The sequence below is a fragment of the Glutamicibacter sp. JL.03c genome (genome assembly GCF_025854375.1).
Taxonomy (GTDB): domain Bacteria; phylum Actinomycetota; class Actinomycetes; order Actinomycetales; family Micrococcaceae; genus Glutamicibacter.
In genome coordinates, this window is sequence record NZ_CP107575.1 from 1,341,460 (window position 1) to 1,364,995 (window position 23,536).

Here is a 23,536-nt window from a genome sequence, read left to right on the forward strand (position 1 = left end):
GCCGCGGATTCTAGGCGGCGTCGAGCGGGCGGGTGGTGGAAGAGCGAACCACCAGGCGATGGTCGACCTTGTGCGCATGGGCCGGCTCCTCGCCCCGGATGGCTCGAAGCAGCATCGCTACCGCGAGCTCGCCTTGCTCATGCGGCCGCTGCTCGATCGTGGTCAAGCCGAACATTTCGGCAAGGTCATGATTGTCCACGCCGATCACTGAAAGGTCGCGGGGGACCTGCAGGCCCAAGTCGCGGGCGGCGAGGATCGCCCCGATGGCCATTTCGTCGCTGGCTGCCATGAGCGCGGTGGGGTGTCCGGAGGGGTCGCCCAGCAGCTGCTTCGCCGCGGCGTAGGCCTGGGGCATGGTGAAGTCGGCCCCCACGCAGAGGTTCTCATCCACCTTGATCCCGGCCTCGTGCAGCGCTTGCTCATAGCCGGTGCGACGATGGCTGGGAACCCGGAAGTCCACGTCGGTTTCCTCATTGCCCCCGATGAATCCGATGCGCCGATGTCCGAGGGAAATCAGATGCTGGGTCGCTAGTGCTGAGATTCCTTCGTCATCAACGTGCAAGGTGGGCACCCCGGGCAGTGGACCGCCGACGCCGACCAAGGGCTTATCCAGGGCATGCAAGGCCTGGACTTCCTCGGCGTTCAGCTCGACGTTTACGGCGATGACCGCGTCGACGCGCTGGCGCAGCAGGAAGTCGGAGAAGACCTTTTCCCTCTGGGTGCGATCTTTTGTCAGCTGATAGAGGGTGGTGTCGTAGCCTTCGTCCATGAGCCTGCTGGAAATGCCTTCGAGCACGCTGGCATAGAACCAGTGGTTGATCACCGGGACGAGCACGCCAATGTTCCTGGTGCGGCCCGAAGCCAGTCCGGAGGCCGAGGAGGAAACGACGTATCCCAGCTCCGTGGCGGCGCGCTGCACTGCTTTTTGGGCCGCCGTGGACACCGATCCTCGACCGGAGAGCGCGCGGGAGACCGTTGCCACCGAGACCCCGGCAGCTTGAGCGACATCTTTGATCCCGGCCACAATTCGTCCTTCCTTCAAGTGTGTGGCCGCGGTGCGAGTGAAGATGCACTGCGCACATCGCGGCCACTGTTCAACAATACCCGGTGAGTTGCACACCGGGACTGATTGCTTTGCCTAGGGCAGCAAGTACCAGATGGTCGATTCAGCCGGAATCGTCTCCGGAGCCGAACCATCTGCTGGCTGGCTGCGCACCAGTTCCTGTGCGCCTCGGGCAAGCTCGGGAAGATCCTGCGTGTTGGCGCCGAAGTTGGCGACAACCAGCACTTTGCCATTGCTGAAGACCAGCACGTCGGAGTCCTCTTCGCTGGCCCAAGCCAGCTCACCGGTGCCCAGATCGTGCTCCTTGCGCAGTTCAAGCAGGCGGCGGTAGAGGCTCAACGTGGAATCCGGATCTTTTCGCTGCGCGTCTCGGGCGTAGGGTGCCCAGGAGCTTGGCTGCGGCAACCAGCTTTCTCCGTTCTGGCTGAAGCCGAAGGCTGGAGCCTCGCTTGTCCATGGCAGCGGTACGCGGCAGCCATCGCGGCCGTAGCGTTCGCCATGGGTGCGGAACCACGTTGGATCCTGGCGAGCCTCATCTGGCAGCTCAATGGCCTCGGGCAGCCCGAGCTCCTCGCCTTGGTACAGGTACGCGCCACCCGGCAGGGCCAGCATGAGCGCGGTTGAGGAACGTGCCCGGCGCAGGCCGACGACGGGATCCGGAAGGTTTGGCGTCATCGGGCCGATGCCTTCACCCTGGGGATTATCCTCAGTGAGAGCCAATCGGGTGGCGTGCCGCACGACGTCATGGTTGGACAAGACCCACGTGCTCGGCGCGCCGACGGCACCGAATTCATGGAGGGACTCATCGATGGTGGCCCGGATCTGCCGAGCATCGAAAGCGCAGGACAGATACGGGAAGTTGAAGGCTTGATGCATCTCGTCATTGCGGACCCACTTGGCCATGAGGGATAGCGGGTTGACCCAGGCTTCTGCGCACAGCACACGGTCGCCTTCGTACTCGTCCATCACCTGGCGCCATTCGCGGTAGATTTCGTGCACGCCATCTTGGCCCCACCACGGGGCGAGTTCTTCGGTGCCGCCCATCGAAGCGGACGTTGGATCCGGAGTGAAGTCCGGCAGGCCTTCGGCCTTGATGAGCCCGTGAGCCACATCAACGCGGAAGCCATCTGTGCCGCGATCCAGCCAGAAGCGCAGCACGTCGCGGAACATCGCTCGCACCTCGGGATTCTTCCAGTTGAAGTCAGGCTGCGAGGAATCGAAGATGTGTAGGTAGGACTGGCCCGCACTGCCATCAGGGTTGGTAGTTGGTGTCCACATCGGACCACCGAACACCGATTCCCAGTTATTAGGGTGACCCTGCGCCGGAGGATCCATGAAGATAAAACGGTCGCGTTCCGGGGAGCCGGGAGCTGCGGCCAGGGCCTGCTGGAACCACGGATGCTGGTCGGAGCAGTGGTTTGGCACGAGGTCGATAATGACTTTCAGTCCTAGACCGTGGGCCCTGGCAACCATCGTGTCGAAGTCTTCGAGAGTGCCAAAAAGCGGGTCTACGTCGCAGTAGTTGGCGACGTCGTAGCCGGCATCCTTCTGCGGAGATGTGAAGAACGGCGAAAGCCAAATAGCATCAACCGACAGCTCGGCGATGCTCTCCAGATTCTGGGTAATGCCGCGCAGATCGCCCATGCCATCGGCATTGGAATCGGCGAAGGAACGCGGGTAGATCTGGTAGATCACCGAGGAACGCCACCATTGAGAGTCCTCGGATTGCAAAGGGTTATCAGCTTCAGAGCGTGTTTGAGTCATGACCGTAACGATAATCGAAGTAATTCAGAATGTAAACGCTTGCAATAATCCTCTCGGTAATGAAATCCATCCTTCATGCGCGATTGGGAAGATGATGAATCTCATGCGGATTTCTTCGGCCGCCTTGCCAAGCTGGGTGAGATGTGCCACTCTGGAAACGCTTACAAGACGAAGCGCCACTCGCACTTCCTAGACCTACACCGGCGATCCCGCGCAAAACCGCGCCAGAGCCGGCCCCCGGACAAAGTTGTCACGAAAGGACATCACATGAAGGTGAATACACGCCCCTGGCTTCTCGGTGGAGCACTGACGGCTATCGCAGCCCTGTCACTGACCGCTTGCGGTGGGTCCGGATCAGCTGAAACCTCCTCCAGCCCGGCCACCGAACAAGCATCGCCAGCCGCCGCGTCCGGCGGCTCGCTGACCGTTTGGGTCGACGCCAACCGCCAGCCAGTGCTGCAGGAAGCTGCAGCAGACTTCGAGAAGCAGTCCGGAGTCAAGGTCAACCTGGTCATCAAGGATTTCTCCAAGATCCAAGAAGATTTCCTGCGCCAGGTCCCAACCGGCAAGGGCCCGGACATCACCATCGGTGCCCATGACTGGCTGGGAAATCTCGTTAATAACGGCGTGGTCCAGCCCGTTGAATTGGGCGACAAGGCTTCGGAATTCCAGGATGTCTCCATCGACGCCATGAGCTACGAAGGCAGCACCTACGGCGTTCCTTACGCCACCGAAAACCTGGCCCTTCTGCGCAATGCGGACCTGGTCGACGAAGCGCCAAAGACTTTCGACGACATGATCGAAGCCGGCAAGGAAGCGGACACCGAATTCCCATTCCTCGTGCAGGTCAGCGATGTGGGCGATCCATTCCACGCTTACCCTTTCCAGACCTCCTTCGGCGCGCCGGTCTTCGGCACCGATGACACCGGAGCCTACGACCCGGCTGATCTGCAGATCGGCAATGAAGGCGGCGTGGAGTTCGCCAAGTGGCTGGCCGAGCAAGGCGAAGCTGGCACCCTGAAGACCAGCATCGATGCTGATATCGCCAAGGAGAAGTTCGTCTCCGGCGACTCGCCATTCTTCCTGACCGGTCCATGGAATGTGGAAGCGGCTGAAAAGGCCAAGATGAACTTGGCCATCGACCCGATCCCGACCGCCGGCGGCGAAGAGGCCCAGCCATTCGTAGCAGTCCAGGGCTTCTTCGTTTCGGCCAAGACCGAAAACCTGTTGGCAGCTACCGAATTCCTGACCAACTACATCGGCACCGAGGAAGTGCAGACCGAACTCTACGAAGTGGGCAACCGTCCGCCAGCCAACAAGGCCGCTTTCGAAGCGGCCAAGTCTGATGAAACCATCGCCTCCTTCGGCGAGGTAGGCGCCAGCGGGGTGCCCATGCCGAACATTCCAGAAATGGCCGCCGTCTGGGAATTCTGGGGAGTAGCCGAAGCCGAGATCATCACCGGCAAGGCTGATCCAGCCAAGCGCTGGAAGCAGATGACCAGCGATATCGAGAAGGCCATCAGCAAGTAGGCACGCTTGCGCGCACCTGGCGCTGGAGCCAGCCATGATCCATGCCGGCTCCAGCGCCTTCACCAGGCCAGCACCAACTGAACTTTACTGACAGGGACATCTGGAAGATGACTAAGACTGCCCCAGAGGCACCGCCACGTCACAGCGACGAAACGAAACGCAAGCTGTCGCCCGCGGCGCAGCGTTTCGCCAACGCATCGAGCACGAGCCTCGGCTCCATCCTGATCAAGATCATCGTCATCGCGATCGTTGATGCCACCGCCGTATTCGCTCTCTTCACGGCCATTGGACGGGAAGCCTGGGCTATCGCCAGCGTCATCGCCGTGATCACCGTGCTGATCAACGTCGTCTACTTCAAGAAGGGATGGCTCCCGGCCAAGTACCTGCTGCCTGGCACCATCTTCTTGCTGATCTTCCAGGTTTTCGTCATCGGGTACACCGGATACATTTCCTTCACCAACTACGGTTCAGGCCACAACTCCGACAAGGCAGACGCCATCTCGGCCTTGTTGCAGTCCAACCAGGAACGTGTTGAAGGATCGCCAGGGTATCCGGTCAAGGTCTACAGCGGCGATGACGGACTGGCCATGCTCATCGAGCGTGAAGGCCAGCAGCTCATCGGCGATGGCAACGATGCGCTGGCGCCAGTGGAGCCAGCATCGCTGGGGGAGTACACCGAACTCACCTTTGCCGACCTGCTCGGCCGCCAGCAAGAAGTCACCTCCTTGAAGGTTCCGGTCAGCGATAATCCTGCAGACGGAACACTGCGCACCAGCGACGGGCGCACCGCCTACCAGTACACCTCGTCGCTGAAGTACGACGAAGCCGCGGACACCATGACGGACCAGAAGACTGGATTGGTATTCAAGGACACCGGTGTTGGGGCCTTTACGGCAGATGACGGAACACAACTGATGCCAGGCTGGTCCATCAACGTAGGCTTTGACAACTTCGCGCGAGCCTTCACTGACTCATCCATCCGCGGCGCATTGCTCTCGGTATCGGTATGGACCTTTGCCTTCGCCTTGCTCTCTGTGGCCTCGACCTTCTTCCTGGGATTGTTCCTGGCCATTGTCTTCAATGACATTCGCATGAAGGGCCGGAAGATCTATCGCGTCATCTCCATACTTCCTTATGCCTTCCCGGCATTCCTCGGCGGGCTGGTCTGGGCAGGCATGCTCAACAAGGACTTCGGCTTCGTGAACCAGGTGCTCTTCGGCGGCGCCGATATTCCGTGGCTGACTGATCCGTGGCTGGCAAAATTCTCGGTGCTCTGGGTCAACCTCTGGCTCGGTTTCCCCTACATGTTCCTGGTGTGCACCGGTGCCCTGCAGTCGATCCCGCAGGAACTTTCCGAAGCCGCGACCATCGATGGCGCCAGGCCATTCCAGATTTTCCGTCTGATCAAGCTTCCATTGCTCTTGGTCTCCGTGGCACCGTTGCTGATCAGCTCCTTCGCCTTCAACTTCAATAACTTCAACGTGATCTATATGCTCACCGAAGGCGGGCCACGTCTGGAAGATGCCGGACTGAACGTCGGCGCAACCGACATCCTGATCTCCATGGTCTACAAGGTCGCCTTCGTCGGCTCCCAGCGTGACTACGGCTTGGCCAGCGCGTTCTCCATCATCATCTTCGTAATCGTCGCGATCATTTCGATTATCAGTTTCAAGCAGACCAAGGCCCTGGAGGAGTTGAACTAATGAGCACCGAAACCTCAAACCCCGAAACGGCTCCGACCTTCCGTCCGTTCCCGCATCCTGACCGGCGAAGCTTCGGAAAGTGGTTCGCCACCACCGGATGGCGGCACCTGATCGGTGTGGCATTGTGCGTCTACTCGGCGTTCCCGTTGCTCTACGTGCTCTCGGCCTCGCTGAATCCCAATGGCACCCTGCTCTCTTCCAACGGGTTCTTCTCGACCATTGGATTCCAGAGCTTCATTGATCTATTCCAGAACGAGCAGCGCCCTTATGGGGCCTGGTTTGCCAACACCCTGATCATCGGGCTCACCACGGCTGCGGCTTCGGTCTTCCTTGGCGCCTTGGCCGCCTACAGCTTTTCGCGCATGAGATTCACCGGACGCCGAGTCGGGTTGGTCAGCTTGCTGATTGTGCAGATCTTCCCGCAGCTGCTTGCCGTGGTGGCCATCTTCATCCTGCTTACTTCGCTGGGCGATGTTTTCCCGGCCTTGGGAATCGACAACCAGATCGCATTGATCATGGTCTACCTTGGCGGAGCGCTGGGCGTGAATACCTACCTGATGTATGGCTTCTTCAACACCATTCCGGTGGAAATCGATGAAGCGGCCAAGATCGACGGCGCCGGGCACGCCCGCATCTTCTTCACCATGATCCTGCGCTTGGTCTCGCCGATTCTGGCAGTCGTCGGCTTGCTGACCTTCATTTCCAGCACCAGCGACTTCGTGCTGGCATCCGTGGTCTTGGTGTCACCGGAAAACCAGACGCTTGCCGTGGGACTGTATTCCTACGTCTCGGAGGAGTTCACCTCCAACTGGTCTGTCTTTGCCGCCGGCGCAGTGCTGGCCGCAATACCTGTGATGGCGTTATTCCTGTTCTTGCAGAAGTACATTGTCGGCGGGCTGACCGCCGGTGCTGGCAAGTAGCCGTCAGGCCCACAACTTGGCGCAGCATGGCCGATGCCTCACGCAGGCGCCGGCCATGCTGCGCTCGTCGGCTTTAAAGTACACGTAAAGTGAAAAGCATGAAATCTTATCTTCCGCGCGCTGCCCGCAATTATCTGGAGCAGCTCCGTCAAGCGCTGGATTTCCTCTCCGAGCAGGAACGAAAGCAAGTCCTTGACCAAACGCGCGGAGAGATCCTTCGCCTGCCCGGTGGTGGACGCCGCAAGCGCGAGCTGTTCGGCATGCTGGGGGAGCCAGCGACTCGCGCACGCAAATTTGCACGAACAGAACCCGAAGACCTGGAAGTCCGCAGCGGAAAGCACTTCCTGACGAGGATTCTTGCCTGGCCGATTTTTGCGCTAGCGCTGATGACGGTCATCATTGTTCTGTTCGCTCCGCCGCAGCAGGCGCTCATCGGCACAGAAAGCGTTGATCAGTACCTGTCATCGGGGAACGGCTGGCTGGCAGGACTTGAAGAAGCCATTGGCAGCCAGCTGATCTGGCTCGCCTTCATCCCTGTCGTCTTCAGCTTGCTGCCGCTATGGCTCCACGGCGGGGCCGCAATGGTCCTACAGGTCCTCGGGGCGGTGGCGATGACCGCCGTGTGCCTCGGCGGCGGAATCCTCTCGCTGTACTTCATCCCGGTAACCCTTTTGCTGTGGGCGCAGGTTTTCACGCCACTGCTGATGATGCGCGGTTCGATGGCCCGGCCGGGTCCTGCCTGGCTGGCTACTGCCGCAGTCTTGCTGATAGTTGCCATAGCCATGGCCACCTACCAGGGGGTGTCCCATTTTGCTGGGGCAGCATGGGTGGTGCTGTCTCCTGCAGTGCTGCTGGCAGTCCTTGCAGCCTTGCTCCCGACGCGCTGGAGATCCGTGCATATCGCATTGGTGGTCGCGGGGCTGCTGGTCATGGCGGCCGGGTTCATCGCTGCGCTGCCGTCGAGCTTTAATGCGGTCCTGCTATGGCCATGGCTGGCTGGGGGACTGTCCTTTGCCGTCGGCCACTTGGCGGTGGCTGCGGGCATGTGGAATGAGCGGGCAAGGAAGCTTCTCGCGCTGTTTTAGCGAATTGATGCCAACAAAGCAGATTTACTCATCACTTCCGTATATTCTCGTGGCATGGCCGATAATAAGGAATCTTCCCCCGCGCCACCCGCGAAGCGCGGTCGCGGGCGTCCCCGCAAGGATTCAGAGTTTTTAAGTCTGAGCAAAGAACTGCTGGGACAAAAAGCATTGGACATTGCAGGTGCCGAAGGCTATGGCGCCCTGACCATGCACCGGTTGGCCTTAGAATTCGGGGTGACTCCGCGTGCACTGTACAACTATGTGGCAGATCGCGAAGAAGTCATCAATCTTGCCATGCAGCAGTTCTTGGCCATTAGCCCGAATGTCGAATTCGACTGCGCTCACTGGAAAGACAGCGTGCGCGACGCCTACAGTGCTACGCGATCTGCCTACAGGGCTTTTCCTCGCGCTTCGCAGCTGAGCATGGATGAGAAAATCCATGTCGTGCCCGGTCCACGGCGCACCGAGCTGATGGAACGGGTACTGAAGTTCTACGTCGAGATGGGGCTGACGCTGAAGCAGGCAGTGGGCATGGTTCGCGCGCTGGAACGCGATGTTCTGGGATTCGTGTTGCATGTGGACTACTTCTACGACCGGCGGGTCCCGGGAGCCCCGGATTTTTTCAGCCATCCGGTGCCCAAAGAGTGGCTGGATTTCTATCCCGAGGTTCCGGCGCCCTACTCGCAACAGGCTCTGGGACTGCCAGAACAAACCAGCGACGAGCTATTCGACGAGGTCATCGAACTGCGCATACTCGCCCTTGAACGACTGCTGCAGATCAACGGCGAAAATTTGCTCACCCCACGTTGAAAGTTCCTCGTCAGGGAATATTTTGTGCCTAGGCGGCGCTGAACAGTTCAGAACCGCCGCGCTCCTGCGGCCGAATACCGTGTGGAAAGTTGCCCCGATGTCACCAAGCAAGACAGAAGCATCCCAAGAGCCCGGCGAGTTATCTGTTGGGGCCCGGTGGAGGCTTCTCGGAGTCTTGCTCGCAGCGATGTTCATGTCGCTTGTCTCGGTCAGCATCGTCAACGTGGTTCTGCCATCCATCGGGTCGACGCTGCAGGCCAGTGAAGCCGATATGCAATGGGTGCTGGCCGGCTACGCTTTGACTTTCGGCGTTGTGCTGGTTGCTGCTGGGCGTGCGGGCGACCTGCTAGGCCGCGGTGTCATGTTCGTGGCTGGCGTGGCCATCTTCACCGCGGCCAGCATCTTGGCCGGGCTGGCAGCGGACCCGATGCTTCTGAACATCGCGCGTTTCATCATGGGTATTGGCTCCGGCCTGCTCAATCCCCAGGTGATGGGCATGATTCAGCAGCACTTCCGCGGCGCGGCACGAGGCAGGGCTTACGGATTGCTCGGCACCGTGGTCGGATTCTCGGTCGCTGTCGGACCGGTTCTGGGCGGATTGCTGATCAACTGGCTCGGCGCCGATGCCGGCTGGCGGTCGACCTTCCTGATCAACGTGCCCGTGGGGATCCTGGCCATCGTCTTGGCGTTGCTTTGGCTTCCAAAACCGCTATTCACCAAGCCCTCGGGCAAGCTTGACCTGGACCCGGTGGGCGGAATCGTACTGGCCCTGAGCATTTTCGCCTTGCTGCTGCCCTTCGTCCAAGGCCGGGAAAACCCGGCGCTCTGGTGGCTTCTGGCCGCGGCGGTCGTCCTGCTGGCCGTATGGGTCCTGTGGGAGAAGAAGTACAAGGATCGCGGCCGCGAGCCGATGGTCGAGCTGGCGCTGTTCAAGATCCGCAGCTTCACCAACGGCACCCTGATCGCGGGACTGTACTTCATGGGCGTATCCAGCGTCTGGGTGCTGGTGGCCGTCTACGTCCAGGCATCCCAGGGGTTCACTGCCCTCGAAGCCGGACTGATCTGCCTTCCGGCGGCTCTGTTGTCGGCCTTCAGCTCGCATATCGCTGGGCGCTATGCCACGACCTTGGGCCGCAAGCTCGTCATCGGCGGCACGCTCAGTGCGCTGTTCGGCTTGTTGGCCACCATCGCCGTGGTGTTCTTCGAAGATCGCCTTGGCCTGAACGTGTGGTGGATGCTCTTGTCCCTGGCCTTTATCGGCATCGCGCAGGGGTTCATCATTTCCCCGAACCAGGCGCTGACGCTGATGGAAGTGCCTGTGGCTAACTCGGGCAGCGCTGGGGGACTGATGCAGACCTCGCAGCGTGTTGGCACGGCCGTTGGCATCGCGGTGATTACCGCCGTATTCTACGGACTGAATCACATTGCCGGGTACTCGGTGGCGATGGAGCTTTCGTTCGTGGCAATTTCCCTGCTAGTCGTGGCGACCTTGCTGGTGGCGGTCGCCGACATGCGCCACGGCCACGGGAAGCCGGCGGTATCCACCCGCGAAGAGTATGTCCCCGTGACCACGGGCGTACAGCATACGGCGAACGGCGCCAACGATGTCGCTGGTCCCAAGGAACCAAGCCAACCAGTGGACTCCCAGCCCTGATACGCTGCAATACCACCTTCAAAACGAGGAGCAACGGTGAAAGCTGGACAGCTGCTTGGCCTCTGGGGCAGCAAGGACCATGGACAACCTTGGCTTGAGCTTCTCCACGACGGTCGCGTTCTCGGACACGATGGCTGCAATCGGCTCTTCGGGCAATGGGTCGAAGCCGCGGACGTGGAATTCAGAGCCCTTGGCAGCACGCGCATGTTCTGCGAGGGCATAGACGACTGGCTATCGCGAGCCGCGATCGGAAAGCTGCACGATGATGGCTCGATGGCCATCTTCGATCGTGAAGAAAAAGAGCTAGGAATCCTCGCCAAGGAAGGCAAGAATTCCTAGCTGCTGATGGATCACGGGTTGGCTGTCAGGAGCTGACGCGGTAGCCGGACACCATCGGGCAGTCGAAGGGATCCCGTGCCGAGAGTCCGACCTTGTTCAGATAGGTGATCACCTGGGCGTAGGATTCCCGGATGCCCGCTACGGTGTAGGGGATCTGGTGCTCATCGCAGTATTGGCGCACGATGCCCGACACAGCGGCCAGGTTTGCCCGGGGCATCGATGGGAACAAGTGGTGTTCAACCTGGTAGTTCAGGCCGCCGAAGACGTGGGAGAGCACCCGGTTTCCCCATGATGAGCGAGCCATGATGTTGCGGCTAGTGAGCACTTGGCGGGAGAAGAAGTCGATGCGTGCGTCCCCGGGAACCATGGGCATTCCCTTGTGATTCGGGGCGAAGGAGGCTCCCATGTATATTCCGAAAACCGCAAGCTGCACTCCGATGAATGCAAAGGCCAAGCCCACTGGCAAGAACGTGAAGATCAGTGCGAAATACAGGCCAACGCGCAACGCAATGGCCGCAATTTCGCGCTTGCGGCGCTTGGTGCGTTCCTCGGTGAACAGGTAGCGGATCGACTGGAAGTGGAGGTTCACGCCTTCCAAAGTCAACAGCGGGAAGAAGAGGTAGCCCTGGCGTTGCGTGATCCATTTAAGTAGGCCGCGCTGGCGCTGGGCATCAACCGGCTGGAACGAGATCGTGTCCCACTCGATATCCGGGTCCTTGCCGATGGTATTCGGAGTGGCGTGGTGCTTGTTGTGCTTGTTCATCCACCACTGGTAACTGATGCCCACGACCACGTTGGCCAGGAACCGGCCCAGCTTGTCGTTGGTTTTGCCCGAAGACAGGATCTGCCGGTGCGCCGCCTCATGGGCCAGGAAAGCGAACTGGGTGAGCAAAATGCCCACTGCCGCTGCGATCAACAACTGGAACCAGCTGTGGCCGAGCAGGATGGAGCCGGCAATGGCCGAACCCATGAGGAGCGTCAGAACCGTGCCAAGACCCAAATAATGGCCGCGCCGGCGACCGGATAAACCTGCATCATGAACGAGTTTCTTGACGTGGAAGAAGCTTTTGGGATCTCCGGGCCTGATCGAGGGTGCGGGGGATGGAAGTACGGAACTGCTACTCAAGTCGAATCCTTGGCTGTTGTAGCGGGCGACATTTCAGTCGAAAGAACTGAAAGTCTCGGCTCCTCTGCTTCCAAGCCTACGGCGGGCAACTGTGAACTAGCCCTAAAAGACCACAGATTCTGTAATTGTTAATACTGGACGGCGAGCTTTCCATCCGCAATTTCCCAGCGGGCCGTCAGCCGGACATTCTCAAGCAATCGCCGATCGTGGGTCACCAGCAGAAGGGCACCTTCATAGGCTTCGAGCGCTTCCTCCAGCTGCTCGATGGCAGGGACATCCAAATGGTTGGTCGGCTCATCGAGAACCAGCAGGTTCACCCCACGGGCCTGGAGCAACGCCATGGACGCGCGAGTGCGCTCGCCGGGAGACAAGGAAGCAACCAGGGAACTGGACTGGTCCGCTTTGAGCCCGAACTTCGCCAGGAGCGTCCGAACTTCGGCCGAAGAATATTCAGGGACGGCCAGCTCAAAGGCGTGGCCCAGGGGCAAATCGCCGGGAAGCTGGCTGCGGGCCTGATCGATTTCTCCGACGCTGACTGAAGTTCCTCGTGACGCGGTACCTTGGTCGGGGGCTTGCTTGCCGAGCAGGAGATTGAGCAGCGTGGACTTGCCGGCACCGTTCGGGCCGGTGATGCCGATGCGATCTGCGGCGTTCACCTGGGCCGAGACCGGGCCGAAGGTGAACCCGCCTTGGGCGAGCTGTGCTTCGTTCAGGGTGCACATCACCGATGAGCCCCGTGGCGCGGCCGCGATGGAAAACTGCAGGGCCCATTCCTTGCGCGGTTCGGCGACTTCTTCCAAGCGGGCGATGCGCGATTCCATCTGGCGGACCTTGGCGGCCTGCTTTTCCGAGGATTCGCTGTTGGCGCGACGGCGGATCTTGTCATTATCCGGCGCTTTGCGCATGGCGTTGCGCACGCCTTGGGATGACCACTCACGCTGGGTTCGAGCGCGGGCAACGAGGTCCGCTTTCTGATTTTCAAACTGTTCATAGGCGTCCCGGGCATGGGCGCGGTTGATGGCGCGCTCGGCCAGGTAGGAGTCGTACCCGCCTTCGTAGACGGCAACCTTGTTCTGCGCCAGATCCAATTCGATGATCCCGGTGGTGCAGCGTGCCAAGAATTCGCGGTCGTGCGAAACCAGGATGACCGGTGCGCGCAGTGCGTTGATGAACTCTTCGAGCAGCTCTAGTCCGGCCAAGTCAAGATCATTGGTTGGCTCATCCAGCAGGACGATGTCGAAGCGGGAGAGCAGCAAGGCGGCTAATGCGACCCGCGCGACCTGCCCTCCGGAGAGGGCAGGCATTTCCGTGTCAACCGGCAGGGTGAAGCCCAGCTTCGCGAGGACCTCGGGGATCCGGTCCTCCAGGTCCGTCGCTCCCGAAGCCATCCAGTGGTCAAATGCCGTCGCATAGGCGTCATCGGCGCCCGGCTTGCCGCTGCCCAGTTCCTGGGCGGTTTCTTCCATGCGCGCTGTGGCCTGCGCGCAGCCGGTGCGTCGGGCCAGGTAGGCTGCGATCGTTTCGCCCGGGATGCGTTCATGTTCCTGCGGCAGCCAACCGATGAACGCTGAATCAGGGGCTGTGCTCACGGTGCCCGACTGGGCGCTGGCCGCCTTGGCCAGCAAGGAGAGCAACGTGGATTTTCCTGCGCCGTTGGCTCCCACCACGCCATAGACATCCGCAGTGGTTGCGGTGAAGTTCAAATTGGAGAACAGGGTTCGGTGGGCGTGGCCACCAGCGAGGTCTTTGGCCACGAGCGTTGCAGTCATGGTGTTAAGTCTAGTGGGAGCTAGGGGGCAGAAACGCTGATGCAGAAACGCTGATGAGGTTCGAACCCCTCGAGGTTCGAACCTCATGAACTTTATGAGACCTTAATCGGAGGTCTCGCCCAGGCTCTGGAACTTGAGCTGCCGCCGTGCAAGGCGGTGCGCATCAGGAATCGCGCGAGCCAAGGAGATCTCCGCCGCGATGGCGGCCCCGAGTTCCTGGCAGAACTCGCGAGGACGGCTGGCCGCGTCAATCTGTTCCTCCACCACATGGTCAACAAGGCCGAAACTGCAAAGATCCGGCACCCCGATTTTTTGCTGCCGGGCCATCTGCGCGGCATGCTCCGTGGTGCGGTGGATGATCGCACTGGCTCCTTCAGGCGGCAGCGGCGAGAGCCAGGAGTTTTCCGCCGCGAGCGTTCGATCCGCCGGCAGCAATGCAAGTGCCGCGCCGCCGGTGCCTTGGCCCAGCAAGACAGAAACCGAAGGGGAGCGCAGCCCGATCAATTCACTGAGCGAGCGCGCGATTTCCCCGGCCAGCCCGCCTTCCTCGGACTGCACCGAGAGTTCGGCGCCGGTGGTGTCGATGATGGTGACCAGCGGAAGCTTGAGCTCTTGGGCCAGCTGCATCCCGCGACGCGCTTCGCGCAAGGATGCAGGACCCAGGCTGGCGGTCTCCGGGTGGCGCGGACGCTGCTGGCCGAGCACTACGCACGGCTGATCGCCGAAGCGGGCCAAGGCCAGCATCAGCCCGGGGTCCTTTTCGCCCTGTCCGGTGCCGTTCAGGGGCAACGCCTCGTCGGCCGAGGCCAGCAGCATGCGGGTATCGGGACGGCGGGGATTGCGGCTCAGTTGCACCGATTCCCAGACATCTTTGGCCTCGCGCACCAGGGGGCGGCCTGCCGGGGCCGGGAAGCCGCCGCTGGTGGAGACCGGTTGCAAGATCGACAGGGCGCGGTTGACCAGGTTCGGCAATTCCTGCGGCGGGACCACGGCATCGATCAAGCCCTTGCGGAAGAGGTTCTCGGAAATCTGCACCCCGTCCGGGAACTTCTGGTCGTAGAGCGCTTCATAGACCCTCGGACCCAGGAACCCGAGCAAGGCGCCTGGCTCGGCCACCGTGATATGCCCAAGCGATCCCCAGGAAGCCATGACCCCGCCGGTGGTTGGGTGGCGCAGGTACACCAGGTAGGGAAGCCCGGATTCCTTGTGGCGGCGAACCGCATCGGTGATGGAAACCATGCCAAGGAATGCGAGGGTGCCCTCTTGCATTCGGGTTCCACCGGAGGCCGGGCCTGCCAGCAGTGGCAGCTTTTCGGCGGTAGCCCGCTGGATGGCCGCCACAATGCGATGCGCCGCAGCCTGGCCAATGGAACCGGCCAGGAAATTGAACTCGGAGACGATGACTGCGACCTCGCGCCCGCGGATCCTGCCCTGGCCGGTGATCACCGCTTCATCGGTGCCGCTCTTGGCGGCAGCGGCTTCAAGGTCCGCCGCGTATTCGGCGCTGAGCTTCGGCTGGTGCGGCGGCTGATCCCAGGATTCAAAGGACCCTTCGTCGAGGACGATGTCCAGCAGGGTCGCGGCATCAATGCGCAGGGTTCTCGTGCTCATCAGGCATCGTCCTTCCGGGAAGCCAGCCACTGCTCAATTTCCTGGGCGTTGGCGTTGAGCACCGGAGGGGCGCTATGCACGGTGCGGGTGGTCTCGTTATTGGTCTCTGGATCAAAGAACCGCAGCGGCGGACCAGGCAGGTTGATCTTGCCCAAGACCTCATGATCCACCTCGACGATGAGGCCTTGGGATTTCACCTGGTCCCATTCGTACACCTCTTCAATGGTGCGCACCTTGCCAGACGGGATGCCGGCCCCATCAAGGGCGGCCAGCAGGTCTTCGGCACCATAGGCGGAGAACGCCTGCTCGATCAGCTCGTTCAATGCCGGACGGTTCTGGACGCGCAGCGCGTTGCTGATAAAGCGCGGGTCATCGGCGGGCAGGCCGAAGGCGCTGGCGAAATTCTGCCAGAGTTTTTCGCTGCCGATGCTGATCTGCACCTTGGAATCCTTGCAGCCGTACAGTCCGTAGGGAGCGATGGAGGGATGGTGGTTGCCGATGGCTTTCGGGTTTTGCCCCGCCACTGTGGCACGCGTTCCCTGGAAGGCATGCACCCCGATGATCGATGCGAGCAACGAGGTGCGCACCACCTGGCCGCGGCCGGTTTTCTCGCGCTCCAGCAAGGCGGCCAGCGCTCCGTAGGCGCCGTACATTCCGGAGAGCAAGTCGGCGATGGGCACGCCGACCTTCTGCGGATCGTCCGGGCCCGAACCGGTGATGGACATCAGCCCCGCTTCGCCCTGCAGGATCTGGTCGTAGCCGCTGCGGTGGGCTTCGGGGCCATCGTGGCCGAACCCGGTGATGGACAGGATCACCAGACGCGGATTGAGCTCGTGCAGCACCTGGGTGCTGAAGCCCAAGCGGTCCAGCACGCCAGTGCGGAAATTCTCCATCAAGACGTCACTGTTCTTGATCAGCTCCGCCAGCTTCTCCTTGTGTTCCTGGTCCTTGAGATTCAGCGACAGCGAGAGCTTGTTGCGGTTGCAGGAGAGGAAATAGGTGGCCTGGCGGTTATCTTCGGGGCCGACGAAAGGCGGGCCCCAGCCGCGGGTGTCATCGCCGGTGCCGACGGTCTCGATTTTGATGACCTTGGCACCAAGGTCTCCCATCATCATTCCGGCGTGCGGGCCGGCCAATGCGCGGGTGAGATCTAGCACCACGTATCCGCTCAGCGGTCCGGTGGCGGTGCCTTGAATCGTGTCGTTTTCGGCGGTTAGGGAACTCAACAGATCCTCCTGAAGATTATTGTCTGTGATGTGAGGGGGCGGCGGTCTAGAGCCAGCCGGGCAGGACCAGCAGCGCCCAGGCCAGCACCGGACCGGCGAGCACGACAATGCCGCCGTAGCTCAGGACCTGCTTGTAGAAGCGGTCCTTGTCGGTTCCTTCGGGAGCGTTGGCCAGGACCAGTGCGCCGTTGGTGGAGAAGGGTGAAACGTCAACGACGGTGGAGGCGATGGCCAGGGCGCAAATCAGGCCGGTGGCGCTGATAGATCCGGTGTTCAGGAACGGAATGGCCAGCGGGATCAGGGCGGCCAGGATCGCGGTGGAAGATGCGAAGGCCGAGACCACGGCGCCGATGTAGCAGATGAGCAGTCCGGCCAGCAGCGGTGCGCCGAGATTGGCCACGCCGTTGGAGACGTATTCGATGGTTCCGGCTTCTTCCAGCACGCCCACGAAGGTGAGCATTCCGCAGATCAACAGGACGGTGGACCAGCTGATCTTGTTCACTGCTCCCTTTTGCCCGGCAGGGTTGACCAGTGCCAGGAACACCGCAATGGTGATGGAGACGAATCCGACGTCGACCTTGAAGCCCAGGGCGACGACTGCCAGCACGATGAGGCCGATGATGGTCATGGTCTGACCGAAACGCTGTCCCGGTGCCTTCGGTGCTGCGCCGTCGCCGGCGGGATCGCGGGGACCGTAGGTGCCTGAGCCGCTGCCCTTGAAGTCGACGTCCGCGGCGCGTGCGCCGGCGGAGACCTTCAGCCGTGCTTCGGCGACACGTTCGGCGATGGCTCCGGCACGCTGGCCGGCCAGCTGCCGTCCGCCAAGGACCAGGAACAAGATGATGGCGATGACCAGGTTGAAGATGAAGCTGGTGAGGAAGAGCGCGGTAGGGCTGAAGTCGAACCCGGCTTCCTCGATCAGCCCGTTGACGATGACGCCGTAGACGGCGATCGGTGAGAAGCCGCCGGCCTGGGCGCCATGGACGATGAGCATGCCCATCATCAGCGGGTTGATCTTGTAGCGCTGGGCGAAGTTCAGGCCGATGGGGGCGATGATCGCGACCGCTGCCGGGCCCAGGGCGCCAATGGCGGTGATGGCCGCGGTGATGGCGAACATGACCCAGGGGATCAGCGAGATCCGGCTGTCAACGAGTTTGACGGCTTTGTCGACGAGGATGTCGATGGTGCCGTTGTTTTGCGCGATGGCAAAAAGATAGGTGACCCCCACGAGGGTGAGGAATAGGCCGCCAGGGAAACTGGCGAGGATGTCCTTGGTATCCATCCCGAGGAAGACGGCGCCGAGCAGGAAGGCTCCGACGAAGGCCAAGGCCCCCATATTGATGGGGAACATCGTGGCGATGATGAACATCACCGCCAGGATGATGATAGAGACGAGCGCGACAGACATGGGGAATATCCTTTTCGTGAAGGCCGCAAAGCAAGTGGTAGTTGTTGTGACGGTAGTCACTGGCTCACTGGCCTAGCCTCCTAGACTCCGAGTGTCTTGTCAAGCAAAATTTCAGTGTAAGTTTGACCTAGGACACATCAGAGGGAGTGAACATGGCTGAAGTCAAAAAGCCCAAAGGCTTTGCCAAGGTGCAGCGTCCGCGGCTCTATGAGCAGCTCATGCAGCAGATCCTGGCTTTCGTCGAGGAGGAGCAGCTGGGGCCCGGCGATCACCTGCCGGCCGAACGGGAATTGGCAGATCAGCTGGGTGTTTCCCGGGCTACTTTGGCGCAGGCGCTGGTGGCCTTGGAAGTTTTGGGCGTCATTGACGTCAAGCATGGGACGGGTGCCGTCCTGGTGTACCGGCCGAGTGTTGCGACGGTATTGAGAGAGCTGCATGAACACAAGAGCAGGCTCCCGGATATCGTCGAAGCGCGCAGTACCCTCGAGGTGAAATTGGCGTCGCTTGCGGCGGAACGACGCACCGGCGATGACCTGGAGCGCATCAATCATGCGTTGGAGGTGATGGCCCGAGAAATTGCCGAGGGGGACCGGGGTGAAAAGGGCGACGAGCTTTTCCATGAGGCTATTACCGGGGCCGCGAAATCTTCGGTCTTGCAGAAGCTGATGACGTTCATTTCTGAAATGGTGCTCGAAACGCGCCTTGAGTCCCTGGGGCAGCCCGGGCGTCCGGAACGATCTCTGGAATCGCACCGGAAAATCACCGAAGCGATTGCCGCCGGCGACCCGAAAGCCGCGGCCGCAGCGATGCAGGAGCATATCGAGCTGGTTTCCGACGTGGCCCTGTTGAAGGAAATCCAGTAGGTTCCTGCTATCTGCCCGTGCCGGCTAGTTGCTCTTCATGACATCGGTGATGTGCTGGATCAGTGCCGTGACCAAGGCAGGCTGGCGGCGGCGGGGCATTGTCAGAATCTGAGCCGTGCGTTCTGCGAAAGCTGGATGGTCAATGCGGATGAATTCCAATCCCTCGCTCAATGCGCTGTCCCGCGCGAATTGGCTCAAAAGCGTCACTCCCGCGCCCGAGCGCGCGAATTCCATCGCCGGGTTGATATGGTCCGTCGTCAATGCAATGTTCGGGGTTAGTCCTGCCATGGACATCGCAATGTCGAACAGTTCGCGCTGGGTAATGCCCTTGGCGGTCATTGACAGGGGATAGCGGCATAGCTCCTCCAGCGAGACCTGGGATTTGCCAGCCAGCGGATGACCTGTGGCAAGGACCGCATAGGCCGGGGCGGGGCGGGAGTACTCGACTTGCGCATCGCGTTGCAAGCCCAGGGTGAAGACCGTCGCGATATCCGCGGTCCCCTCGACGATTTGGCGGGCCGCGTCAGCTGAGGGGAGCACCGTCAGGTGCACTGACACTTGCGGATGGAGCTTGCAGAAAGCGGCGATCGCCCTCGGTGTGACCGAGGCAGCCAGCCCTTCGGAGCTGACGACTTTGATGCTCCGTGAGATGCCGCTGGAGATCTGGCCGAGGTCCTGGAGAAGCTGTTCGCCCTCCGCCTGGACTCGACGGGTATGGGTGAGCAAAAGTACTCCGGCATCGGTCAGCTCCATGCCGCGCGCATGCCGGCGAAACACCGGTGAGCCTATCTGCCGTTCAAGCTGGCTGATTTGCCGGCTAATCGCCGAAGGGGAAACGTGCTGGGCTTCGGCTGCCTCGGAAATCGACCCGGTGGTCGCCACCTCATGGAAATAGTGCAGGGCGGTGGGTAGCGTTTGCATAGTGCTGAACTCTCGTTCTCCGTAGGTTTGCCTTTAAGTCAAACCTAGTGCTCGAAACGGCACTGGTTCAAGCCCCTCCTGATCTCATAGTGTGATCTCCAGTACAGGAAATTATCGAGGGGGAACCGTGGCAACGAGACAAGAGCTATTGGAAAAAGCGCAGCAGTTCGCCGACTCTGGGGAGTTGTTCAATGAACTTTCGCAGCTGGTAGCGCGGCCGACGGTGAGCAGTGACCCCGCGCAAAGCGTTGCTGTCAACGCATATCTCGACGACATGCTGCGTGGGCGATTCGAGGCCTCGGGCTTCGCTGTGACCACGGATCTGAATTGGCAGGGTTCAGGAAATTCCTTTCTGATCGCCACTCGCATTGAAGCCCAGCAGTACCCGACGGTGCTGTGCTACGGGCATGCGGATGTGGTCGACGGGCAAGCCGGACAGTGGGATGCGGGGCGGGATCCCTTTGAGCTTCGTGCTGAAGGGGACCGTTGGTATGGACGCGGCGCCGCCGATAACAAGGGCCAGCATCTGGTGAACCTCAAAGCCATCGAGTTGATCCTGGCAGAACAAGGAACCCTGGGATTCAACATCACCTTCCTCTTCGAAGCCGGGGAGGAAATCGGATCGCCCCAGCTGGATGAATATGCCGCGGCGCATCGCGAACTGCTTGAGGCGGATGTCTTCATTGCCTCGGATGGTCCGCGGCAGAGCGCGGACAAGCCCACCATCTTCCTCGGAGCACGCGGTGGGGCGACCTTTGAGCTGAACGTTCCCCTGCGCCACGGTGGATACCATTCGGGAAACTGGGGCGGGCTATTGCGCAATCCCGCGACGACGCTGGCCGGCGCGATTGGAACACTCGTCGATGGCCACGGACGTATCAGGGTCCCTGAATTGCTGCCGGAGAGCCTCCCGGAGTCCGTGCGCGAGGTATTGGCACCAGTTCAAGTTGGACAGGGAAAGCAGGATCCAGAAGTGGCGGCAGGCTGGGCGGATACCAGCTTGAGCGCCGCCGAGCGGCTCTACGGGTGGAACACCTTGGAAGTCCTGGCGATGAACTCGGCGAATGTTCAGGTACCGGTGAATGCGATACCTGGACAAGCACGGGCAGTCCTGCAGCTGCGGTTTGTCGTCGGAACCAACACCAGCATGCTCGAATCGGCGATTCGCCAGGCCCTGGATGAAGCCGGATACTCGATGGTGCAATTGAGCACGGGCCAATGTTTTCCGGCAAGCCGTATTGAACCGGAGAATCCGTGGGTGCAGTGGGCGCGCAATTCCCTGGAAGAAACCACCGGCCAGCCCATCACGATCCTGCCGAATATTGGCGGCTCGCTTCCCAACGCCGTTTTTGAGTCCACGCTGGGATTGCCCACCCTCTGGATTCCGCACTCCTACCCTGGGTGCCAGCAGCACGGCCCCAACGAACATGCACTGGAATCGGTCCTTCGCGAAGGGCTGCAAATGATGTGCGGACTGTTCCACGATCTGGGAACGCGGAACGACTCACCAAGCGCCAGCGTGCTGGCCGCCGGAAAGATATAGGAACCAGCATGGATAAGCAACAACAAGCAATGGTCTCGGAAGTCTCCGCGCCTGCACGCCAGTCCGCGGCACGAGGGATTGCGGCGGCCACCATTGGCAATGCCCTGGAATGGTACGACATGTCCATCTATGCGCTGCTGGCAATCTACATCGGGCACAATTTCTTCCCCTCGGACAATGCGGCCGTGGAAGTAATCCAAGCGTTTGCCGTTTTCGGGATCTCGTACCTGATCCGGCCGCTGGGTGGCCTGGTGCTCGGCTCCTACGCAGACCGCAAGGGAATGAAAAAAGGCCTGATCCTCACCATCAGGTTGATGGTAGTAGGCACTGCAATCATTGCTTTCATGCCCGGATACGAGACTCTTGGCTTGCTAGCCCCGTTGGGGTTGATTCTCGGACGTCTGGTCCAAGGCTTTTCGGCCGGCGGAGAATTCGGAGCAGCAACCTCGTACCTGCTGGCCCAAAACAAGGGGCGAAAAGGCTTCTTGGGTAGTTTCCAATTTGCGAGCCAAGGCCTTGGATCGCTGATGGCTGCAATTACGGTCGTCATTCTGACCAGCGTCTTCACTACAGAGCAAATGAACGACTGGGCATGGCGCATTCCGTTCTTCATTGGACTATTAGTTGGCCCTGCCGGTTGGTGGATCCGCCGGCATGTAGACGAAGCGCCAATAGAAAAAGCTGAAGAGCAGCCGGTTTCGGGTGCGCAGACGCGAGCCCATGCACCGGTGCAACAGCTTTTCCGCTCGCACAAGGTATCTGTGCTGATTGCTGGCGGTGCCCTGGCGATCTCGACTGCGTTGAACTTTGTTCTTCAGTACATGCCGACTTTCGGAATCAAGCAACTGGGCATGAACCCGTCTGTCTCATTCTCATCCTTGATTATTTCCGGCGTGATCCTGACTTTCGCGACTCCAGTCGTTGGCCACCTATCGGACCGATACGGCCGATTGAAAATCATGATTCCGGCGGTTATCGGGATTGTCTTGTTGACGATTCCCCTGTTCCTCTGGCTCATCGCAGGAAAGAGCTTCCTGGTCCTGGCTGTGGTGATGACGATTCTCGGACTGCTCAAGGCCCTGTATTTTGGGGCGCTGCCTTCGGTTATGGCTGACGTGTTTACCGGTTCGGTACGGGCGACTGGCTTGTCATTCAGCTACAACGCGGCAGTGGCGGTCTTTGGCGGGTTCACTCCAATGATCTGCGCATTCCTGATCGAAGCCACGGGGCAGCCGGTGGCGCCAGGTTACTATCTCGCGGTGCTGTCCATCGTCAGCATCACTGCCCTGGGAGCGGCCTTCCGTTTCCGCTCGGTGCGCTGAACCGGTAATTCAAAGGACGCACAGCTCAATGGCCGGGACCCAGTTCAAGGGTGCCGGCCATTTGCCGTGCAGCACTCAGGAACTCGCACCCAAGAGCTTGAGAACGTTGTCCTGCTCCACCTGGCTGAAGTCCTTGTAATACGCGCCGACTGCACCGAACTGCCGAGGCTTCAAGAGTTCGACGAGGCCATTGGCTAATGGTGCGAGCCCGGCAAAGGATTCCGGCGTTATCACCGGGGATGCGACGGTGACCGAACGCGGGTGCAGCTTCAAGATGAGTTCCAGGGATGCCTTCATGGTCGCACCAGTGGCAATACCGTCATCGCAGAGAATCACTGATTGCCCGGCAAGATCCGGCGTATAGGCCTTGAACGCGTGGGCCAATGCCAAAAGATCCGCGTGCGTCCCGTTTTCAACTGAAGCCAATTCATCATGGCCGAAAAATTGCACTGCGCGTCGATGCACTTCGGGATTGAGGTAGCGGCCGCTGGCGCCGGCATACTGCGCGATGGCGCCGAAGGCCAGTTCCGGGTTGCTGGGCACTCCGAGTTTGCGCACCGCCAGGGCGCCGAGTCGAGCACCCAGAGCTTGGGCTACTTCATAAGCTATGGGAACGCCGCCGCGCAGCAGCCCGAGCACCGTGTACTCGCCGGCGGGCAAGGTCGTGGCGAGCTTCATGCCTAACGCGGCCCCGGCGTGGCTGCGGTCATCAAACCTGGAACTGTTTTCACCGACCATGGTTCCAGTCTTGCCCAATCCCCGCGAAATGAATAGCGTCCGACATGAATTCCAGCGGTTCTTTGCGTTGCCCGTTGTGCAATCGAGCGTGCACGCAAAAGGCTCCTGCGCACTGAACGGAATAAACCGTTCAGTGCGCAG

The 23,536-nt window shown here is 60.7% G+C and carries 19 protein-coding genes; 10 read left to right on the plus strand and 9 right to left on the minus strand.

Going from position 1 to position 23,536, the window contains the following annotated elements; all coding sequences use genetic code 11:
- Positions 1 to 10: 10 nt before the first annotated feature.
- Both OF385_RS06200 and OF385_RS06205 read right to left on the minus strand, forming a co-directional pair.
- Positions 11 to 1,024, minus strand: coding sequence for a LacI family DNA-binding transcriptional regulator (locus OF385_RS06200; RefSeq protein WP_264277470.1), 1,014 nt, complete (start codon positions 1,022 to 1,024; stop codon positions 11 to 13).
- 114 nt (positions 1,025 to 1,138) lie between these two features.
- Positions 1,139 to 2,827 (minus strand): glycoside hydrolase family 13 protein, encoded by a 1,689-nt coding sequence (locus tag OF385_RS06205; RefSeq protein WP_264277471.1) that lies wholly within the window; start codon positions 2,825 to 2,827, stop codon positions 1,139 to 1,141.
- 267 nt (positions 2,828 to 3,094) lie between these two features.
- Between OF385_RS06205 and OF385_RS06210 the strand changes: the two genes are divergently transcribed.
- From OF385_RS06210 to OF385_RS06240, 7 genes are all read left to right on the plus strand, one after another.
- Positions 3,095 to 4,357 carry an extracellular solute-binding protein gene (locus tag OF385_RS06210; RefSeq protein WP_264277472.1) on the plus strand — a complete coding sequence of 421 codons (1,263 nt, stop codon included), beginning with the start codon at positions 3,095 to 3,097 and terminating at the stop codon, positions 4,355 to 4,357.
- A gap of 107 nt (positions 4,358 to 4,464) precedes the next feature.
- The gene (locus OF385_RS06215; RefSeq protein WP_264277473.1) at positions 4,465 to 6,060 is read left to right on the plus strand and encodes an ABC transporter permease subunit; all 1,596 of its coding nucleotides are present in this window, start codon (positions 4,465 to 4,467) and stop codon (positions 6,058 to 6,060) included.
- Positions 6,060 to 6,980 carry a sugar ABC transporter permease gene (locus OF385_RS06220; RefSeq protein WP_264277474.1) on the plus strand — a complete coding sequence of 307 codons (921 nt, stop codon included), beginning with the start codon at positions 6,060 to 6,062 and terminating at the stop codon, positions 6,978 to 6,980. The genes OF385_RS06215 and OF385_RS06220 overlap by 1 nt, the downstream gene beginning before the upstream one ends.
- A gap of 98 nt (positions 6,981 to 7,078) precedes the next feature.
- Entirely contained in the window at positions 7,079 to 8,065 is a 987-nt protein-coding gene (locus tag OF385_RS06225) for a hypothetical protein (protein WP_264277475.1), read from the plus strand.
- A gap of 54 nt (positions 8,066 to 8,119) precedes the next feature.
- A complete protein-coding gene (locus OF385_RS06230; RefSeq protein WP_264277476.1) occupies positions 8,120 to 8,875 on the plus strand; it encodes a TetR/AcrR family transcriptional regulator in 756 nt (251 codons plus the stop codon).
- Between the two features lie 97 nt (positions 8,876 to 8,972).
- On the plus strand, positions 8,973 to 10,529 hold the full coding sequence (locus OF385_RS06235) for an MFS transporter (protein ID WP_264277477.1): 1,557 nt from the start codon (positions 8,973 to 8,975) through the stop codon (positions 10,527 to 10,529).
- A 36-nt stretch (positions 10,530 to 10,565) separates the two neighbouring features.
- Entirely contained in the window at positions 10,566 to 10,868 is a 303-nt protein-coding gene (locus tag OF385_RS06240) for an META domain-containing protein (RefSeq protein WP_264277478.1), read from the plus strand.
- Positions 10,869 to 10,893: 25 nt separating this feature from the next.
- On the opposite strand, the gene OF385_RS06245 is transcribed toward OF385_RS06240, so the two are convergent.
- The 5 genes from OF385_RS06245 to OF385_RS06265 form a co-directional block, all read right to left on the minus strand.
- The gene (locus OF385_RS06245; protein WP_264277479.1) at positions 10,894 to 11,994 is read right to left on the minus strand and encodes a fatty acid desaturase family protein; all 1,101 of its coding nucleotides are present in this window, start codon (positions 11,992 to 11,994) and stop codon (positions 10,894 to 10,896) included.
- Between the two features lie 128 nt (positions 11,995 to 12,122).
- Complete coding sequence (locus OF385_RS06250; RefSeq protein ID WP_264277480.1) at positions 12,123 to 13,763, minus strand: ABC-F family ATP-binding cassette domain-containing protein; 1,641 nt, start codon at positions 13,761 to 13,763, stop codon at positions 12,123 to 12,125.
- A 102-nt stretch (positions 13,764 to 13,865) separates the two neighbouring features.
- Positions 13,866 to 15,374 carry an acetyl-CoA carboxylase carboxyltransferase subunit alpha/beta gene (locus OF385_RS06255; protein WP_264277481.1) on the minus strand — a complete coding sequence of 503 codons (1,509 nt, stop codon included), beginning with the start codon at positions 15,372 to 15,374 and terminating at the stop codon, positions 13,866 to 13,868.
- Positions 15,374 to 16,600 (minus strand): CaiB/BaiF CoA transferase family protein, encoded by a 1,227-nt coding sequence (locus OF385_RS06260; RefSeq protein ID WP_264277482.1) that lies wholly within the window; start codon positions 16,598 to 16,600, stop codon positions 15,374 to 15,376. The genes OF385_RS06255 and OF385_RS06260 overlap by 1 nt, the downstream gene beginning before the upstream one ends.
- A 46-nt stretch (positions 16,601 to 16,646) precedes the next feature.
- A complete protein-coding gene (locus OF385_RS06265; RefSeq protein ID WP_264277483.1) occupies positions 16,647 to 18,008 on the minus strand; it encodes an SLC13 family permease in 1,362 nt (453 codons plus the stop codon).
- 152 nt (positions 18,009 to 18,160) lie between these two features.
- Between OF385_RS06265 and OF385_RS06270 the strand changes: the two genes are divergently transcribed.
- Positions 18,161 to 18,871 carry a FadR/GntR family transcriptional regulator gene (locus OF385_RS06270; RefSeq protein ID WP_264277484.1) on the plus strand — a complete coding sequence of 237 codons (711 nt, stop codon included), beginning with the start codon at positions 18,161 to 18,163 and terminating at the stop codon, positions 18,869 to 18,871.
- Between the two features lie 24 nt (positions 18,872 to 18,895).
- On the opposite strand, the gene OF385_RS06275 is transcribed toward OF385_RS06270, so the two are convergent.
- Entirely contained in the window at positions 18,896 to 19,792 is an 897-nt protein-coding gene (locus tag OF385_RS06275) for a LysR family transcriptional regulator (RefSeq protein WP_264277485.1), read from the minus strand.
- Between the two features lie 127 nt (positions 19,793 to 19,919).
- Between OF385_RS06275 and OF385_RS06280 the strand changes: the two genes are divergently transcribed.
- The gene (locus tag OF385_RS06280) at positions 19,920 to 21,335 is read left to right on the plus strand and encodes a M20 family metallopeptidase (RefSeq protein ID WP_264277486.1); all 1,416 of its coding nucleotides are present in this window, start codon (positions 19,920 to 19,922) and stop codon (positions 21,333 to 21,335) included.
- A gap of 8 nt (positions 21,336 to 21,343) precedes the next feature.
- Complete coding sequence (locus OF385_RS06285) at positions 21,344 to 22,657, plus strand: MFS transporter (protein WP_264277487.1); 1,314 nt, start codon at positions 21,344 to 21,346, stop codon at positions 22,655 to 22,657.
- A 75-nt stretch (positions 22,658 to 22,732) separates the two neighbouring features.
- On the opposite strand, the gene OF385_RS06290 is transcribed toward OF385_RS06285, so the two are convergent.
- Positions 22,733 to 23,395, minus strand: a complete 663-nt coding sequence (locus OF385_RS06290; protein ID WP_264277488.1) for a phosphoribosyltransferase — start codon at positions 23,393 to 23,395, stop codon at positions 22,733 to 22,735.
- Positions 23,396 to 23,536 lie beyond the last annotated feature (141 nt).

Coding starts and splice junctions, on each gene's coding strand:
- OF385_RS06255 (WP_264277481.1), bottom strand. CDS start 15,374: ATGAGCACGAGAACCCTGCGCATTGATGCCGCGACCCTGCTGGACATC.
- OF385_RS06285 (WP_264277487.1), top strand. CDS start 21,344: ATGGATAAGCAACAACAAGCAATGGTCTCGGAAGTCTCCGCGCCTGCA.
- OF385_RS06220 (WP_264277474.1), top strand. CDS start 6,060: ATGAGCACCGAAACCTCAAACCCCGAAACGGCTCCGACCTTCCGTCCG.
- OF385_RS06270 (WP_264277484.1), top strand. CDS start 18,161: ATGGCTGAAGTCAAAAAGCCCAAAGGCTTTGCCAAGGTGCAGCGTCCG.
- OF385_RS06225 (WP_264277475.1), top strand. CDS start 7,079: ATGAAATCTTATCTTCCGCGCGCTGCCCGCAATTATCTGGAGCAGCTC.
- OF385_RS06290 (WP_264277488.1), bottom strand. CDS start 23,395: ATGGTCGGTGAAAACAGTTCCAGGTTTGATGACCGCAGCCACGCCGGG.
- OF385_RS06210 (WP_264277472.1), top strand. CDS start 3,095: ATGAAGGTGAATACACGCCCCTGGCTTCTCGGTGGAGCACTGACGGCT.
- OF385_RS06215 (WP_264277473.1), top strand. CDS start 4,465: ATGACTAAGACTGCCCCAGAGGCACCGCCACGTCACAGCGACGAAACG.
- OF385_RS06235 (WP_264277477.1), top strand. CDS start 8,973: ATGTCACCAAGCAAGACAGAAGCATCCCAAGAGCCCGGCGAGTTATCT.
- OF385_RS06230 (WP_264277476.1), top strand. CDS start 8,120: ATGGCCGATAATAAGGAATCTTCCCCCGCGCCACCCGCGAAGCGCGGT.
- OF385_RS06250 (WP_264277480.1), bottom strand. CDS start 13,763: ATGACTGCAACGCTCGTGGCCAAAGACCTCGCTGGTGGCCACGCCCAC.
- OF385_RS06265 (WP_264277483.1), bottom strand. CDS start 18,008: ATGTCTGTCGCGCTCGTCTCTATCATCATCCTGGCGGTGATGTTCATC.
- OF385_RS06275 (WP_264277485.1), bottom strand. CDS start 19,792: ATGCAAACGCTACCCACCGCCCTGCACTATTTCCATGAGGTGGCGACC.
- OF385_RS06205 (WP_264277471.1), bottom strand. CDS start 2,827: ATGACTCAAACACGCTCTGAAGCTGATAACCCTTTGCAATCCGAGGAC.